General features: G+C 72.7%; 10 protein-coding genes. 8 read left to right on the forward strand and 2 right to left on the reverse strand.

The features are described from left to right. Positions 1-35: 35 nt before the first annotated feature. From AFM16_RS28175 to AFM16_RS28190, 4 genes are read left to right on the forward strand one after another with little or no spacing between them, the layout of a single operon-like run. Complete coding sequence (locus AFM16_RS28175) at positions 36-2264, forward strand: sialidase family protein (protein ID WP_078634998.1); 2229 nt, start codon at positions 36-38, stop codon at positions 2262-2264. Further along, positions 2261-4231 carry a beta-galactosidase gene (locus AFM16_RS28180; protein ID WP_078634999.1) on the forward strand — a complete coding sequence of 657 codons (1971 nt, stop codon included), beginning with the start codon at positions 2261-2263 and terminating at the stop codon, positions 4229-4231. Before AFM16_RS28175 ends, AFM16_RS28180 begins: the two co-directional genes overlap by 4 nt. Then, the gene (locus AFM16_RS28185; protein WP_078635000.1) at positions 4228-6480 is read left to right on the forward strand and encodes a glycosyl hydrolase family 95 catalytic domain-containing protein; all 2253 of its coding nucleotides are present in this window, start codon (positions 4228-4230) and stop codon (positions 6478-6480) included. Before AFM16_RS28180 ends, AFM16_RS28185 begins: the two co-directional genes overlap by 4 nt. Beyond that, positions 6441-7154 carry a glycoside hydrolase family 12 protein gene (locus AFM16_RS28190; protein WP_030797018.1) on the forward strand — a complete coding sequence of 238 codons (714 nt, stop codon included), beginning with the start codon at positions 6441-6443 and terminating at the stop codon, positions 7152-7154. Before AFM16_RS28185 ends, AFM16_RS28190 begins: the two co-directional genes overlap by 40 nt. Before the next feature lie 37 nt (positions 7155-7191). Here AFM16_RS28190 and AFM16_RS28195 read toward each other — a convergent pair whose 3' ends face one another. Then, positions 7192-9240 carry a glycoside hydrolase family 31 protein gene (locus AFM16_RS28195; protein WP_030797019.1) on the reverse strand — a complete coding sequence of 683 codons (2049 nt, stop codon included), beginning with the start codon at positions 9238-9240 and terminating at the stop codon, positions 7192-7194. A 95-nt stretch (positions 9241-9335) separates the two neighbouring features. Next, positions 9336-10349 carry a LacI family DNA-binding transcriptional regulator gene (locus AFM16_RS28200; RefSeq protein WP_030797021.1) on the reverse strand — a complete coding sequence of 338 codons (1014 nt, stop codon included), beginning with the start codon at positions 10347-10349 and terminating at the stop codon, positions 9336-9338. A gap of 383 nt (positions 10350-10732) precedes the next feature. On the opposite strand from AFM16_RS28200, the gene AFM16_RS28205 reads away from it, so the two are divergent. The 4 genes from AFM16_RS28205 to ispG all read left to right on the forward strand — a co-directional run bounded on the left by AFM16_RS28205 (position 10733) and on the right by ispG (position 16708). After that, on the forward strand, positions 10733-12670 hold the full coding sequence (locus AFM16_RS28205) for an acyl-CoA dehydrogenase family protein (RefSeq protein ID WP_078635001.1): 1938 nt from the start codon (positions 10733-10735) through the stop codon (positions 12668-12670). A 118-nt stretch (positions 12671-12788) separates the two neighbouring features. Then, the gene (gene dxr / locus AFM16_RS28210; RefSeq protein ID WP_078635002.1) at positions 12789-14045 is read left to right on the forward strand and encodes a 1-deoxy-D-xylulose-5-phosphate reductoisomerase; all 1257 of its coding nucleotides are present in this window, start codon (positions 12789-12791) and stop codon (positions 14043-14045) included. Continuing rightward, positions 14042-15346, forward strand: coding sequence for a M50 family metallopeptidase (locus tag AFM16_RS28215; RefSeq protein WP_030797027.1), 1305 nt, complete (start codon positions 14042-14044; stop codon positions 15344-15346). The genes dxr and AFM16_RS28215 overlap by 4 nt, the downstream gene beginning before the upstream one ends. Positions 15347-15550: 204 nt before the next feature. Continuing rightward, positions 15551-16708, forward strand: a complete 1158-nt coding sequence (ispG, locus tag AFM16_RS28220) for a flavodoxin-dependent (E)-4-hydroxy-3-methylbut-2-enyl-diphosphate synthase (protein ID WP_078635003.1) — start codon at positions 15551-15553, stop codon at positions 16706-16708. Positions 16709-16747 lie beyond the last annotated feature (39 nt).

Genomic DNA, 16747 nt, shown 5'->3' on the forward strand with positions numbered 1-16747 from the left:
GGCTCCCCGTCACCCACCCGCTGCGAGGTTCCCCCATGCCCGTCACCCGCCGTACCGTCCTCGCCGGCACCGCGGCCGCCGCCGCGCTGTCCGTACCGGCCGCGCTGCCCGCCGGAGAGGCTCGCGCGGCCACCGGCACCACCGCCGCCGCCGGGACGGCACCCGCCCCCGAGGGCGCCCCCGGCTACCGCTGGCGCAACGTCGTCATCGGCGGCACCGGCTTCGTCACCGGCGTCCTCTTCCACCCCACCGTCCGCGGCCTGGCCTACGCCCGTACGGACATCGGCGGCGCCTACCGCTGGGACGAGGGACCCGCGCGCTGGACCCCGCTCACCGACCACCTCGGCTGGGACGACTGGAACCTGCTCGGCGTGGAGGCCCTCGCGGTCGACCCCGCCCACCCGGACCGCCTCTACCTCGCGCTCGGCACCTACGCCCAGTCCTGGGCGGGCGACGGCGCCGTCCTGCGCTCCGAGGACCGCGGCGCCACCTGGACCCGCGCCGACCTGGCCGTGAAGCTGGGCGCGAACGAGGACGGCCGGGGCACCGGGGAGCGCCTCCTCGTCGACCCCCGGGACAGCGACACGCTGTGGCTGGGGACCCGCCACGACGGGCTCCTCCGATCCACCGACCGGGGCGCCACATGGGCGGCCGCCGACGGCTTCCCGGGCACGCCGAGCGCGACCGGCCAGGGCGTCACCCTGCTGGTCGCCGCGGGCCGCACCCTCTACGCCGGGTGGGGCGACTCCGACGGCACCCCCGGCTCCCCGAACCTCTTCCGGACCAGCGACGGCCGCACCTGGGAGGCCGTACCCGGACAGCCCACCGGTCCCGCAGCGAAGGTCCCGGTCCGGGCCGCCCACGACCGCCACGCCGGTGAGCTGTACGTGACGTACGCCGACGCCCCGGGACCCAACGGCCAGTCGGCCGGCAGTGTGCACAAACTGTCGGTCACCGGCGGCGGTTGGACCGACGTGACCCCGGCCGCGCCCGCCGCGGGCGACACCTTTGGCTACGGCGGGGTCGCCGTGGACGCCCGCCGCCCCGGCACGGTCGTCGTCTCCACCAACAACCGCTGGGCGGCCGTCGACACCCTGTACCGGACCACGGACGGCGGCCGCACCTGGACGTCCCTGAAGGACACCGCCGTTCTCGACGTCTCCGAGACGCCCTACCTCAAGTGGGGTGAGGAGAAGCCCAAGTTCGGCTGGTGGATCCAGACCGTCGCCGTCGACCCGCACGACTCCCGGCACGTCCTGTACGGCACCGGCGCCACCGTCTACGGCACCCGCGACCTGTGCCACTGGGCGCCGCGGATCCGCGGTCTGGAGGAGTCCTCGGTACGGCAGTTGATCTCGCCGCCGACCGGTCCCGCGCATCTGATCAGCGGGCTCGGGGACATCGGCGTGATGTACCACGAGCGGCTCACGGCCTCGCCGTCGCGGGGCATGGCGACGAACCCCGTCTTCGGGACGGCGACGGGACTCGCCCAGGCCGCGGCCAGGCCGTCGTACGTCGTCCGCACCGGCTGGGGCGACCACGGCAACGGCGCCTTCTCGCACGACGGCGGCCGCACCTGGGAGCCCTTCGCGGCACAGCCCGCCCTCGCCGCGCAGGCGCCGGGGCCGATCGCGGTCGGCGCCGACGGCCGGGTGCTGCTCTGGAGCTTCGTGCACTGGGACGGCACCGGGTACCCCGCCCACCGCTCCACCGACGGCGGCAGGACCTGGACCGAGGTGCCCACCTTCCCGGCGGGCGCCACCCCGCTCGCCGACCCGGCCGATCCGGTCCGCTTCTACGCGTACGACACCGGCAGCGGGACCCTGTACGCCAGCACCGACGGCGGGCTCACCTTCACCGGCCGGGCGGGCGGACTGCCCGCGGGGGACAGCCAGTTCCAACTGGCGGCGGCGCCGGGGCGCTCCGGCGACCTCTGGCTGAGCACCAAGGGGAACGGCCTGTACCGGTCCACCGACGGCGGGGCGTCCTTCACCAGGTCGACCAGTTGCTGGGCGTCGTACACCGTCGCCTTCGGCAGGGCCGCCGCCGGGGCCTCCTACCCGGCCGTCTACCAGGTCGGCGCCACCGGGGACGTCACCGCCGTGCACCGCTCCGACGACGGCGGGGCGAGCTGGGTCCGGATCGACGACGACCGGCACCGCTGGGGCTGGACCGGCGCGGCCCTCGCCGCCGACCCGCGGATCCACGGCCGTGTCTACGTCGCCACCAACGGGCGGGGCATCCAGTACGGGGAGCCGGTGTGAGGCCGGGCCTGCGGGACGTCACCCGCGGCCGGATCCTGTTCGGCGGCGACTACAACCCCGAGCAGTGGCCCGAGGAGACCTGGCGGGAGGACGTCCGGCTGATGCGCGAGGCCGGCGTCAACGCGGTGACCGTCGGCGTCTTCTCCTGGGCGAGGCTCGAACCCCGGCCGGGGGCACGGGAGTTCGGCTGGCTGGACCGGCTGATGGACCTGCTGCACGAGCACGGGATCGGCGTGGTCCTGGCCACCCCCACCGCCGCCCCGCCGCCGTGGCTCGGCCGGCTGCACCCCGACACCCTGCCCCGCACCGAGGACGGCCGGATCGAGTGGTGGGGCGGCCGGCAGCACTTCTCCCATTCCAGCGCCGCCTACCGCGCCCACGCGGCCGCCATCACCGAGGCGCTGGCGGCCCGTTACGCGGACCACCCCGCGCTGACCCTGTGGCACATCAACAACGAGTACTGCACGGCCGACCACGGCGACGAGGCCGCCGCCCGCTTCCGCCGCTGGCTGCGCGCCCGGTACGGCACCCTCGACGCCCTCAACACCGCCTGGGGCACGGCCTTCTGGAGCCAGGGCTACGACACCTGGGACGGCATCCTGCCGCCGCGCACCCCGCACCATCTCCGGAACCCCGCCCAGGTGCTGGACTTCCGGCGCTTCACCTCCGACATGCTCCTGGAGTGCTTCACCGCCGAGCGGGACATCGTCACCCGGCACACCCCGCGGGTGCCGGTCACCACCAACTTCATGCCGCTCTTCATCGGCCAGGACGCCTGGCGCTGGGCCGAGGAGGAGGACGTCGTCTCCGTCGACCTCTACCCCGACCCGCGCGACCCCCTCGGCGCTCAGCACGGTGCGCTCGTCCAGGACCTCACCCGCTCGCAGGCCCGCGGCCCCTGGATGCTGATGGAGCAGGCGGCGGGCCGGGTCGACTGGCGCGCGGTGAACCACCCCAGACCGCGCGGCCTGCACCGGCTGTGGTCCTTCCAGGCCGTGGCCCGCGGCGCGGACGCCGTCTGTCACTTCCAGTGGCGCCAGTCCCGGCAGGGCGCCGAGAAGTTCCACTCCGGCATGCTCGGGCACGCGGGGGAGCGGGGCCGCACCTTCCAGGAGATCAAGCGGATCGGCGCCGAACTGGCCCTGATCGGCGGCGAGGTGACCGGCACCCGCAACCACGCCGACATCGCGATCCTGCACGACTGGCACGCCTGGTGGGCGAGCGCCCAGGACTCCCGCCCCTCCGCGCGCGTCGACCATCCGGCCGTGCTGCACGCCTGGCACCGCGCCCTGTGGGAGGCCCACCTCGCCACCGACTTCGCCCACCCCGATCACGACCTCGGCGGCTACCGGCTGGTCGTCGTCCCGCAGTCGTACGCGATGACGGACGCGGCGATCGACAACCTCCTCGGGTACGTCCGGGCCGGCGGCACCCTGGTCTGCGGCTTCCTCACCGGCGTCGCCGACCAGGACGACCGGATCCGCCCCGGCGGCATGGACGCCCGGCTGCGAGAACTGTTCGGCATCGACGTCCTGCACGAGTGGTGGCCGCTGGAGGAGGGGGAGAGCGCCGACTGCGACGGCTTCCGGGGCACTCTGTGGTCGGAGGAGATCGAGGCGGCCGAGGACGCCACGGTCGAGGCCCGCTACACGGGCGGCGAACTCGGCGGACTGCCCGCCGTGGTGCGCCGCGACCGCGCCTGGTACCTCTCGACGCTCCCCGAACCGGACGCCCTGCGCGCCCTGCTCACCCGGATCGCCGCCGACGCGGGCGCCCGCCCGGTCCTCGCCGGTCTGCCCGCGCGCGTGGAGGCGGTACGCCGCGGTGAGCTGCTCTTCCTCCTTCACCACGGGCGCGACCCGGTGACCGTCGACCTGCCAGGACCGCACACCGACCTGCTCACCGGTGACAAGCTCACCGGACAGATCACCCTCGGCCGGTACGGCGTGGCGGTGCTGCGCCCGTGAACCCCGTCCACGGCACCTGGGAACCCCGGCCCGCCGCCCGCTGGGAGGACGCCTTCCTGAGCGGCAACGGCCGGCACGGCATCCTGGTGTTCGGTGATCCGGACGACGACCGGGTCGTCGTCACCCATCACACGCTGGTCCGCCCCAACGGCGGCGAACACGCCCGCCCGCCCGAGCTGGCCGCCGAACTCCCCGCCCTCCAGGACCGGTTGCTCGCCGGGGACCTGACCGCCGCCGAGAGCTTCACCGACGGCCGGCCCCTCCAGTGGGTCCAGCCCTTCCACCCGGCCTTCCAACTCCGCCTCAGGGCCGCATCACCCCCGCCCGAGCCGCACGACCACCGCCGTACCGTCGACTTCACCACCGGCGAGATCACCGCCCGCCGTGCCGACCGGACCGGCCAGGTCTTCGTCTCCCGCGCCGACGACGTGATCGTCCACCGCGTCACCGCCCCCGACCTGCACCTCTCCCTGGACCACCGGCTCCCCGGCGCCCCCGCCGACCTGGCCGTCGGCCACGGCGCGGTCCGCATCCCGGAGGGTGCCCTGCTCACCCTGCGCGCCCGCTACCCGGCGAGCGAGCGCGGGTACACCGGCGTGACCCTCGCCGTGGTCACCGGCGGCAGCACCGAACTCGCCCTCCCCGGCGTCCGGATCACCGGCGCCGCGTCCGTGCTGCTCCTGACCCGCGTCCGCCGCCACACCGGCGACCTGGACCTCACCGCCGAGCGGCGCGCCCTCGCCGCACTGCCGCACTCCTACGACACCCTCCTGGCCCGCCATCTCGCCCTGCACCGCACCGCCTACACGCGCGTCACCCTCGACCTGCACGCCGACCCGGCCGAACGCGCCCTGCCCGGCTCGGAGTTGCTGAAGCGCCCGGACAGCCCGGCGCTCCTGGAACGCCTCTTCGCCGCCGGCCGCTACCATCTGCTCTCCTCCTCCGGTCTCAACCCGCCCCGGCTGACCGGCCTGTGGACCGGCGACTGGGACACCGCGTGGTCCGGGGCGTTCACCCACGACGCGAACCTCAACCTCCAGACCGCCTCCGCCACGGCCGCCGCCCTCCCCGAGGTCACCGCCGCCCTCGCCGGCCTGATCCACCGGCAGCGCGACGACTGGCGCGAGAACGCCCGCGCCGTCTTCGGCGCCCGCGGCATGGTCGCGCCCGCGCACAGCGACGGCGAGTCCGGGCTGTCGTACCACTTCAGCCGGGAGTACCCGCTGCACCTGTGGACGGCAGGGGCCGACTGGCTGCTCAAGCCGCTGGTCGACCACGACGAGGCCCACGGCGTCCGCGACCCGCGCACCGCCGCCGCGCTCGCCGAGGTCGCCCGGTTCTACGAGGACTTCCTGACCCGCACCGACGCCGGGGGACGGCTCGTCGTCGTCCCCTCCTACTCGCCCGAGAACCGTCCCGCGAACGGCAGTTGGGGCGCACTCGACGCGGCCATGGACCTCTCCGCCGCCCGGCACGCCCTGCGCACCGCCGCCGACCGCCACCCCGGCCCGGACGCCGACCGATGGCGGGCCCTCGCCGACCGTCTCCCGCCGCACCGGATCAACGCCGACGGCGCCCTCGCCGAATGGGCCCGCCCCGGCCTCGACGACACCTACGACCACCGCCACCTCAGCCATCTGTACGGCGTGTGGCCGCTGGACGAGATCACCCCGTACGACACTCCGCGCCTCGCGGCCGCCGCCCACCGGGCGCTCGCCCTGCGCGGCGCCGAGAACGACTCCGCGCACGGCCATCTGCACCACGCCCTGATCGCGGCGAGGCTGCTCGACGGCCCCCGGGTCGGCCACGCCCTCGCCGCCGTCCTGGACGGCGACTTCTTCCACGCCTCCCTGATGAGCGCCCACTACCCCCACCGGCACGTCTACAACGCCGACGCCGCCCACACCCTGCCGGCCGTGCTGATCGAGGCACTGATCCACTCCACGCCCGAGCGGCTGGTCCTGCTCCCCGCCGTGCCGGCCGCGCTGCCCGCGGGCGAACTGCGCGGTGTGCGCACCCGGTTCGGCGCTCAGGCCGACCTCTTCTGGGGTCCCCGGGGCCTGCGAGCCGTGCTGCGGCCGACGCGCACCGTGCGCGTCGACGTCCGGACCCCCGACGGCGAGGCGAGAGCGCTCGACCTCGTCGCCGGCGCGGAACACGTCCTCACCGCGGGGACGTGGCACCTCCCCCCACCCATGGAAGGGACACCATGGCACCACACACACGGGCCGGGCTCGCCAAGGCCCTGACCGCCCCCGCCCTCGCCCTCGGCATCACCGTCGGCATGGCGGCCGCCCCCGCCTCGGCCGCCGTCTGGAACTCCTGCGACCAGTGGGGCAACACCACCCTGGGCGGCTACACGCTCTACAACAACATCTGGGGTTCCGGCGCCGGAAGCCAGTGCGTCTGGGCCAACTCCGGTACGAACTGGGGCGTCTGGGCGAACCATCCGAACACCGGCGGCATCAAGTCCTACCCGAACTCCAAGAAGGTCATCAACAAGACGATCACCTCCCTGGGTTCGCTCTCCAGCAGCTACAACGTCACGGTCCCGTCGTCCGGCGCGTACAACACGTCGTACGACATCTGGGACACGGACTACGACTACGAGATCATGCTCTGGGTGAACTACAACGGCGCCGTGGGACCGCTCGGCACCTCCCAGGGCACCGTCACCCTCGGCGGTCACACCTGGAGCGTCCACAAGGGCAGCAACGGCGCCAACGAGGTGTTCTCCTTCCTGCGCACCTCCGACTCCTCCTCCGGCACCGTGAACATCCTGCCGATCCTGAAGTGGATCAAGGACACGAAGGGCTGGTTCGGCAACGAGACCATCGGGGACGTGCAGTTCGGGTACGAGATCACCTCGTCCTCGGGCGGCCTCGACTTCGTGACCAACAACCTCACCGTCAGCAGCAGTTGACGCGGGCGGGCCGGGGCGCCGGTCTGCCGCGGGGCCGCTATCCGGCCACCGGCAGCCGCGCCCCGTCCCGCAGGAACAGCGGGATCCGCTCCAGCGGCGCGTCGACCGTCACGGCCGCCCCGCCCGGGTACGTCTCACCGGTCCACGCGTCCGTCCACACCGCCCCCGCCGGGAGATACGCCGTACGGCTGGTGGCGCCCGCCGTCAGCACCGGCGCCACCAGCAGGTCCCGGCCGAAGAGATAGGCGTCGTCGACCGACCAGGCCGCCGGGTCGCCGGGGAACTCCAGGAACAGCGGCCGCATCGGCGGCAGCCCCTCCTCGTGCGCCTCCCGCATCACGTCCAGCACATACGGCCGCAGCCGCTCCCGCAGCCGCAGATACGCCTCCAGGACCGCCCCGGCCTCCTCGCCGTACGACCACACCTCGTTGGGGCCGCCCGTCATGTCCGGGCCGAGCGGCATGCCCGGGTCGCGGAAGCCGTGCAGCCGCATCAGCGGGGACAGCGCGCCGAACTGGAACCAGCGGACCATGACCTCCCGGTACGCCGGGTCGTCCGGATCGCCGCCGTGGAAGCCGCCGATGTCGGTGTTCCACCACGGGATGCCCGACAGCGCGGTGTTGAGACCGGCCGCGATCTGGCGGCGCAGGGTGGCGAAGTCGGCACCGATGTCACCCGACCACAGGGCGGCGCCGTAGCGCTGACTGCCCGCCCACGCCGACCGGTTGAGGGTGATCACCTCCTCGCCGGCGGCCCGCAGCCCGTCGTGGAAGGCGCGCGCGTTGTCCGCCGGGTAGAGGTTGCCGACCTCCAGACCGGGCCCCGCCCAGTACCGCAGGTTCTCCTGGAAGCCCGGCTTCAGCTCCGGCTCGCAGGCGTCCAGCCAGAACGCCTTGATGCCGTACGGCACAAGGTAGTTGTCCCGGATCCGGGACCACAGGAAGTCCCGCGCCCCGGGGTTCGTCGCGTCGTAGAACGCCACCTGGACCGTGGACGCGACGCCCTTGTCCGGCCAGTCGGCGTGCGCCGTCGGACCGTACTCGGTGCCGATGAGATGGCCGCGCTGCTCCAGCACGGCGTGGTTCTCCGACAGCGGGGACACCGACGGCCAGACGGAGACCACCAGCCTGACGCCCAGCTCCTCCAGCTCCCGCACCATCGCCGCCGGGTCCGGCCACTCGGCCGGATCGAACTTCCAGTCGCCCAGGTGCGTCCAGTGGAAGAAGTCGCAGACGATCGCCGACAGCGGCAGCCCCCGGCGCCGGTACTCCCGGGCCACGGAAAGGAGTTCGTCCTGCGTGCGGTAGCGCAGCTTGCACTGCCAGAAGCCCGCCGCCCACTCCGGCAGCATCGGCGTACGGCCCGTCACCGCGCTGTAGCGGCGCTGGCCGTCCGCCGGATCCCCGGCCGTGATCCAGTAGTCGATCTGGCGCGCCGAGTCCGCCACCCAGCGGGTGCCGTTGCCCGCCAGCTCCACCCGGCCGATCGCCGGGTTGTTCCACAGCAGGGTGTAGCCGCGGCTGGAGGTGAGCACCGGGATCGTCACCTCGGCGTTGCGCTGCACCAGGTCGAGCACCAGCCCCTTCTGGTCGAGCCGCCCGTGCTGGTGCTGGCCCAGGCCGTACAGCTTCTCGTCGTCGTAGGCGGCGAACCGCTGCTCCAGCCGGTGGTGGCCGTTGCCGACGGGCGTGTAGAGACGGGGGCCGGGCCACCAGAAGTGGGCGCGCTCCTCGGCGAGCAGCTCCGTGCCGTCGGCGGTGCGCACGAAGCGGACCAGCCCCTCGCTGTCCACCTCGACGCCCAGCGCGCCGACGGTCAGCAGCCCGCGTCCGTCCTCGGTCTTCACGCTGGACGACGTCGGCGGCGCCTGCGGGAGCAGCGCGCCCGGCAGATCGTCGAGCAGGGGGCCGCCGAGGCGGGCGCGGACCCGGACCGCGTCGGGGCCCCACGGTTCGATCCGCAGGGTCTCCTGACGGCCGGTCCACTCCAGCGCGCCGTCGCGTTCCCGGAAGGTGCCGACGGTGGGGGAGGACTGCGCGAGGCTGACGGTGGCTCGGCCGGTCTGGTCTTCGGCAGGCTGATTCACGTGGGGTGCTCCTGTGCTCCTGGAGGAGTGCAGACAGGGGAGTGCAGACGGAGGAGTGCGGACAGCGGAGTGCGGACGGAGGAGTGAGCGGTGGCTCAGGAGGCGGCCGGTGCCGGACCCGAACTCGCCCGGACCGTCAGCTCGGGCGCCAGCAGCACCACGTCGTCCGTGCCCCGGCCGTCCAGCTTGGCGACGAGCCGCTCCACGGCGTGCCGGCCCATCTCCTGCGCGGGGATGGCGACCGAGGTCAGCCGCACCGACGCCTGGACCGCGACCTGCTCGGGGCAGACCGCGACCACCGACACGTCCTCGGGCACCGCCCGCCCCTGCTGGCGCAGCAGCGCGAGCAGCGGTTCGACCGCCGACTCGTTCTGCACGACGAACCCGGTGGTGCCCGGCCGTTCGTCGAGGATGCGGGCCAGGGTCACGGCCATCGCGTCGTACCCGCCCTCGCAGGGCCGGTGCAGCAGCCGTACGCCCAGCTCCCGGGAGCGGGCGCGCAGTCCGTCGAGGGTGCGCTCGGCGAACCCGGTGTGCCGTTCGTAGACCGCCGGGGCCTCGCCGATCACGGCGACATCGCGGTGGCCGAGGGAGGCGAGATGCTCCACGCACAGCGCGCCGGTCGCCGTGAAGTCGAGGTCCACGCAGGTCAGTCCGGTGGTGTCGGCGGGCAGTCCGATCAGCACCGAGGGCCGGCCGGCGCCGCGCAGCAGCGGCAGCCGTTCGTCGTCGAGCTGGACGTCCATCAGGATCATCGCGTCGGCGAGCCCGCTGCGGGTGACCCGGCGGACCGCGTCGGGGCCCTCCTCGCCGGTGAGCAGCAGGACGTCGTAGCCATGGGCGCGGGCGGTGGTGGCCACCGCGATGGCGATCTCCATCATCACCGGCACGTACATGTCGGTGCGCAGCGGCACCATCAGCGCGATGATGTTCGACCGGCTGCTCGCCAGGGCGCGCGCGCCCGCGTTGGGGTGGTAGCCCAGCTCGCGGATGCTCTGCTCGACCCGCTGCCGGGTGGTCGTGGAGATGGACCGCTTGCCACTGAGGACATAGCTCACCGTGCTCGCCGAGACTCCGGCGTGCTGGGCGACCTCGGCGAGGGTGACCATCCAGCTCTCCAAGCTTTGTGAAGCGCTTCGACAGTGCGCAGGGTGAACAGGTCCGAGTGAGGGTGGTTCGACAGTAGCTCTAGCGGGAGTGGGTGTCCATAGGCTGTCGAAGCGCTTCGACAATCAGAGCCGGGGGTGACAGCGGGGAGGGGCGGGCCGGCGCGCCCCGCCCTCACCCGTTGGGAGCAGTCCCCGCACACTCCGGGTGGCCGCCCGGACACGGCCCGCCACCGGGGCGTCACAAGGCGGCACGGTCGGCCGGGACGGGTCGCCCAGGGCACGAGAGGGGTGGCGGGGTCCCCCCGGATCGGGTACCAACGATCGGGTAGCACCCATCGGTAACCATTCGGTTCCGGATCCCGATTCGCGGCGAGGTGAGCCTCATGTCCGCACCACCCCTCAAGAAGCCCGTCGTCACCGAACGTGAGGCCCGTCAGGTCGCCGAGGCCGCCCGGGAACAGGACTGGCGCAAGCCGAGCTTCGCCAAGGAACTCTTCCTGGGCCGCTTCCGGCTCGACCTGATCCACCCTCACCCCCTCCCCACCGAGGAGGCGGTCCGGCGCGGCGAGCAGTTCCTGGCCAAACTCCGCGTGTTCAGCGAGACGAAGATCGACGGCGCGCTGATCGAGCGCGAGGCCAGGATCCCCGACGAGGTGATCGACGGCCTCAGGGAACTGGGCGCCCTCGGCATGAAGATCGACCCCAAGTACGGCGGTCTCGGCCTCACCCAGGTGTACTACAACAAGGCGCTGGCCCTGGTGGGCTCCGCGAGCCCCGCCGTCGGCGTGCTGCTCTCCGCGCACCAGTCGATCGGCGTGCCGCAGCCGCTGAAGATGTTCGGCACCCCCGAGCAGAAGCAGCGCTTCCTGCCGCGCTGCGCCACCACCGCCATCAGCGCCTTCCTGCTCACCGAGCCGGACGTCGGCTCCGACCCGGCCCGGCTCGCCACGAGCGCGGTGCCGGACGGCGAGGACTACGTCCTGGACGGTGTGAAGCTGTGGACCACCAACGGCGTGGTCGCCGACCTCCTGGTCGTGATGGCCCGGGTCCCCCAGAGCGAGGGCCACCCCGGCGGCATCACCGCCTTCGTCGTGGAGAGCGACTCGCCCGGCATCACCGTCGAGAACCGCAACGCCTTCATGGGCCTGCGCGGCATCGAGAACGGCGTCACCCGCTTCCACCGGGTCCGGGTCCCCGCCGCCAACCGCATCGGCCCCGAGGGCTCCGGTCTGAAGATCGCCCTGACCACCCTCAACACCGGCCGGCTCTCCCTGCCCGCGTCCTGCGTGGCCGCCGGCAAGTGGTCCCTGAAGATCGCCCGCGAGTGGTCGGCGGCCCGCGAGCAGTGGGGCAAGCCCATCGCCCGCCATGAGGCGGTCGGCGCCAAGATCTCCTTCATCGCGGCCACCACCTTCGCCCTGGAGGCGGTGCTCGACCTGTCCTCCCAGATGGCCGACGAGGACCGCAACGACATCCGCATCGAGGGCGCGCTCGCCAAGCTCTTCGCCTCCGAGATGGGCTGGCGGATCGCCGACGAACTCGTCCAGATCCGCGGCGGCCGCGGCTTCGAGACGGCCGACTCGCTGCGGGCCCGCGGCGAACGCGCGGTCCCCGCCGAGCAGCTCCTGCGCGACCTGCGCATCAACCGCATCTTCGAGGGCTCGACGGAGATCATGCACCTGCTGATCGCCCGCGAGGCCGTCGACGCCCATCTCTCCGTCGCCGGGGACCTCATCGACCCCGACAAGTCCCTCCAGGACAAGGCGAGGGCGGGCGCCAACGCCGGTGTCTTCTACGCCAAGTGGCTGCCGAAGCTGGTCGCGGGACCGGGCCAGTTGCCGTCCTCGTACAAGGAGTTCAGGCACGGCGGCACCGACCTCGGCGCGCATCTGCGCTTCGTCGAGCGCCACGCCCGCAAGCTGGCCCGCTCCACCTTCTACGCCATGTCCCGCTGGCAGGGCCGGATGGAGACCAAGCAGAGCTTCCTGGGCCGGATCGTCGACATCGGCGCCGAACTGTTCGCGATGAGCGCGGCCTGCGTCCGGGCCGAGCTGCTGCGCTCCCGCGGCGAGCACGGCCGTGAGGCGTACCAGCTCGCCGACGCCTTCTGCCGTCAGTCCCGGCTGCGCGTCGACGAACTCTTCACCCGCCTGTGGGCCAACACCGACGACACGGACGGCGTGATCGTCAAGGCGGTCATGGCGGGCGGCCACGAGTGGCTGGAGGAGGGCGTCGTCGACCCCTCGGGCGACGGCCCCTGGATCGCCGACACCACCCCGGGACCCAGCGAACGGGAGAACGTGCACCGCCCCATCGGGTGAGGCACCGCACGCCCGGACGACAGGGTGTCCCCTCCCCGGCCCGCCGCGAGAGCGACCGGGCCGGACCAGGAGGGGGCACCCTGTCCGGCCGCCGGTCCGTTGCGGCAACAATGGGGGGATGACCGACAGTCCAGCACCTCTCGCCGACCCGCACCTCGTCTACGATCCCGTCGCGGGCGACGGCCCGAAGGACGTGGTGGTCCTGGGCTCCACCGGGTCGATCGGCACGCAGGCCATCGATCTCGTGCTGCGCAACCCGGACCGCTTCCGCGTCACCGGCCTGTCCGCCAACGGCGGCCGGGTCGCCCTCCTGGCCGAGCAGGCCCGCCGGCTCGGGGTGCGGACCGTCGCGGTGGCCCGCGAGGACGCCGTACCGGCGCTGCGGGAGGCGCTCGCCGCCGAGTACGGCACCGGGGAGCCGCTGCCCGAGGTCCTGGCCGGACCCGACGCGGCCACCCAGGTCGCCGCCTCCGACTGCCACACCGTCCTCAACGGCATCACCGGCTCCATCGGCCTGGCGCCCACCCTCGCCGCCCTGGAGGCCGGCCGCACGCTCGCGCTCGCCAACAAGGAGTCGCTGATCGTCGGCGGCCCGCTGGTGAAGGCGCTCGCCAAGCCCGGCCAGATCATCCCGGTGGACTCCGAGCACGCCGCGCTCTTCCAGGCCCTCGCGGCCGGCACCCGCGCCGACGTCCGCAAGCTCGTGGTCACCGCCTCCGGCGGCCCCTTCCGTGGCCGCACCAAGGCGGAGCTGGCGCACGTCACCGTCGAGGACGCCCTCGCCCACCCCACCTGGTCCATGGGCCCGGTGATCACGATCAACTCCGCGACCCTCGTCAACAAGGGGCTGGAGGTCATCGAGGCACACCTCCTCTACGACATTCCCTTCTCGCGGATTGAGGTGGTCGTGCACCCGCAGTCGTATGTCCACTCGATGGTTGAGTTCACGGACGGATCGACACTGGCCCAGGCGACGCCCCCCGACATGCGCGGGCCCATCGCCCTCGGCCTCGGCTGGCCCCACCGCGTCCCCGACGCGGCCCCCGCCTTCGACTGGAGCACCGCGTCGACCTGGGAGTTCTTCCCGCTCGACAACGACGCCTTCCCCTCGGTGAACCTCGCCCGGCACGTGGGCGAGCTGGCCGGGACGGCACCGGCGGTGTTCAATGCCGCCAACGAGGAGTGCGTCGAGGCGTTCCGCCGGGGCGCGCTGCCCTTCAACGGGATCATGGAGACCGTGACGCGGATCGTCGAGGAACACGGCACCCCGCGCACGGGAACCTCGCTCACCGTGCCGGACGTCCTCGAAGCGGAGACCTGGGCCCGCGCCCGGGCCCGGGAACTGACGGCACGGACGGCGGAGGCCCGCGCATGACGACCCTGATGTTCATCCTCGGGATTCTGGTCTTCTTCGTGGGCCTGCTCTTCTCGATCGCCTGGCACGAGCTGGGCCACCTCTCCACGGCCAAGCTGTTCGGCATCCGCGTGCCCCAGTACATGGTCGGCTTCGGCCCCACCCTCTGGTCGCGGCACAAGGGCGAGACCGAGTACGGCGTCAAGGCCATCCCGCTCGGCGGCTACATCCGCATGATCGGCATGTTCCCGCCCGGCGCGGACGGCCGGGTCACCGCCCGCTCCACCTCCCCCTGGCGCGGCATGATCGAGGACGCCCGCTCCGCCGCCTACGAGGAGCTGCGCCCCGGCGACGAGACGCGCATGTTCTACACGCGCAAGCCGTGGAAGCGCGTCATCGTCATGTTCGCCGGACCGTTCATGAACCTGATCCTCGCGATCGGCCTGTTCCTCACCGTGCTCATGGGCTTCGGCATCCAGCAGGAGACCACCAGCGTCGCCTCGGTCTCGCCCTGCGTCATCGCGCAGAGCGAGAACCGCGACACCTGCAAGAGCACCGACAAGCCCTCCCCGGCCGAGGCGGCGGGCCTGAAGAAGGGCGACAAGATCGTCTCCTTCGACGGGGTGGCCACCGCCCAGTGGGCCACCCTCTCCGACCTCATCCGCGACAGCGCCGGCAAGAACGTGGCGATCGTCGTCGAGCGCGGCGGCGAGAAGGTCACCCTGCACGCCACGATCGCCACCAACCAGGTCGCCAAGAAGGACTCCGCCGGCACCTACGTCAAGGGCGAGTACGTCACCGCCGGCTTCCTCGGCTTCAGCGCGGCCACCGGCGTGGTCAAGCAGGACTTCGGCGGCTCCGTGTCCTGGATGACCGACCGCGTCGGCGACGCCGTCGACTCCCTGATCGCCCTGCCCGCCAAGATCCCCGCCCTGTGGGACGCCACCTTCGGCGACGCCCCCCGCGAGCCCGACTCCCCGATGGGCATCGTCGGCGCCGCCCGCGTCACCGGCGAGATCGCCACGCTGGACATCCCCGCCTCGCAGCAGCTCGCCATGGCCGTCTTCGTGGTCGCCGGCTTCAACCTCTCCCTGTTCCTGTTCAACATGCTCCCGCTCCTCCCGCTCGACGGCGGCCACATCGCGGGCGCCCTGTGGGAGTCGCTGCGCCGAGGCATCGCCAAGGTGCTGCGCCGCCCGGACCCGGGCCCGTTCGACGTGGCGAAGCTGATGCCGGTGGCCTATGTGGTGGCCGGAATCTTCGTCTGCTTCACGCTCCTGGTCCTGATCGCGGACGTGGTGAACCCGGTGAAGATCTCCTGAGAGGCCATCGGCGGCTCCGCGCGGACATCCGCCGGTCATACGGCGTTCAGGGCGGCCCGGCACTTCTGTGCCGGGCCGCCTTCCATCGAGTGCGTTTGACCGCCGTGATGTGCCCGCGCCGGGGCCCGTGCCGTAATCTCGAAGCCTGGAACCCGCCATCGACGGGACCTGGGCCTTGATCCACGACTTGGGGTTGCACAGCAGATGACTGCGATTTCTCTCGGCATGCCGTCCGTTCCGACCAGGGTTGCCGAGCGCCGCAAGAGCCGGCAGATCCAGGTCGGCTCCGTCGCGGTCGGCGGTGACGCCCCGGTCTCCGTGCAGTCGATGACCACGACCCGCACGTCCGACATCGGCTCGACCCTCCAGCAGATCGCCGAGCTGACCGCCTCCGGCTGCCAGATCGTCCGCGTCGCCTGCCCCACCCAGGACGACGCCGACGCCCTCGCGACCATCGCCCGCAAGTCGCAGCTCCCCGTCATCGCCGACATCCACTTCCAGCCGAAGTACGTGTTCGCGGCGATCGAGGCCGGCTGCGCCGCGGTCCGCGTGAACCCGGGCAACATCAAGCAGTTCGACGACAAGGTCAAGGAGATCGCCAAGGCCGCGCGCGACCACGGCACTCCCATCCGCATCGGCGTGAACGCGGGCTCCCTGGACCGCCGTCTGCTCCAGAAGTACGGCAAGGCGACCCCCGAGGCGCTCGTCGAGTCCGCCCTGTGGGAGGCGTCCCTCTTCGAGGAGCACGACTTCCGGGACATCAAGATCTCGGTCAAGCACAACGACCCGGTCGTGATGATCGAGGCGTACCGCCAGCTCGCCGCCCAGTGCGACTACCCGCTCCACCTCGGGGTCACCGAGGCGGGCCCCGCCTTCCAGGGCACCATCAAGTCCGCCGTCGCCTTCGGCGCCCTCCTCTCCCAGGGCATCGGCGACACCATCCGCGTCTCCCTCTCGGCCCCGCCGGTCGAGGAGGTCAAGGTCGGCAACCAGATCCTGGAGTCCCTGAACCTCAAGCAGCGCGGCCTGGAGATCGTCTCCTGCCCCTCCTGCGGCCGCGCCCAGGTCGACGTCTACAAGCTGGCCGAAGAGGTCACCGCCGGCCTCACCGGCATGGAGGTCCCCCTCCGCGTCGCCGTCATGGGCTGCGTCGTCAACGGCCCCGGCGAGGCCCGCGAGGCCGACCTCGGCGTCGCCTCCGGCAACGGCAAGGGCCAGATCTTCGTCAAGGGCGAGGTCATCAAGACCGTCCCCGAGTCCAAGATCGTGGAGACCCTCATCGAGGAGGCCATGAAGCTGGCCGAACAGATGGAGGCGGAGGGAATCGCCTCGGGCGAGCCGTCGGTGTCGGTGGCGGGCTGAGGTTCATGTCTTGACGCCGGGCAGGCCAGGCTTTTGGTT

This window comes from Streptomyces antibioticus (assembly GCF_002019855.1).
GTDB lineage: Bacteria > Actinomycetota > Actinomycetes > Streptomycetales > Streptomycetaceae > Streptomyces > Streptomyces antibioticus_B.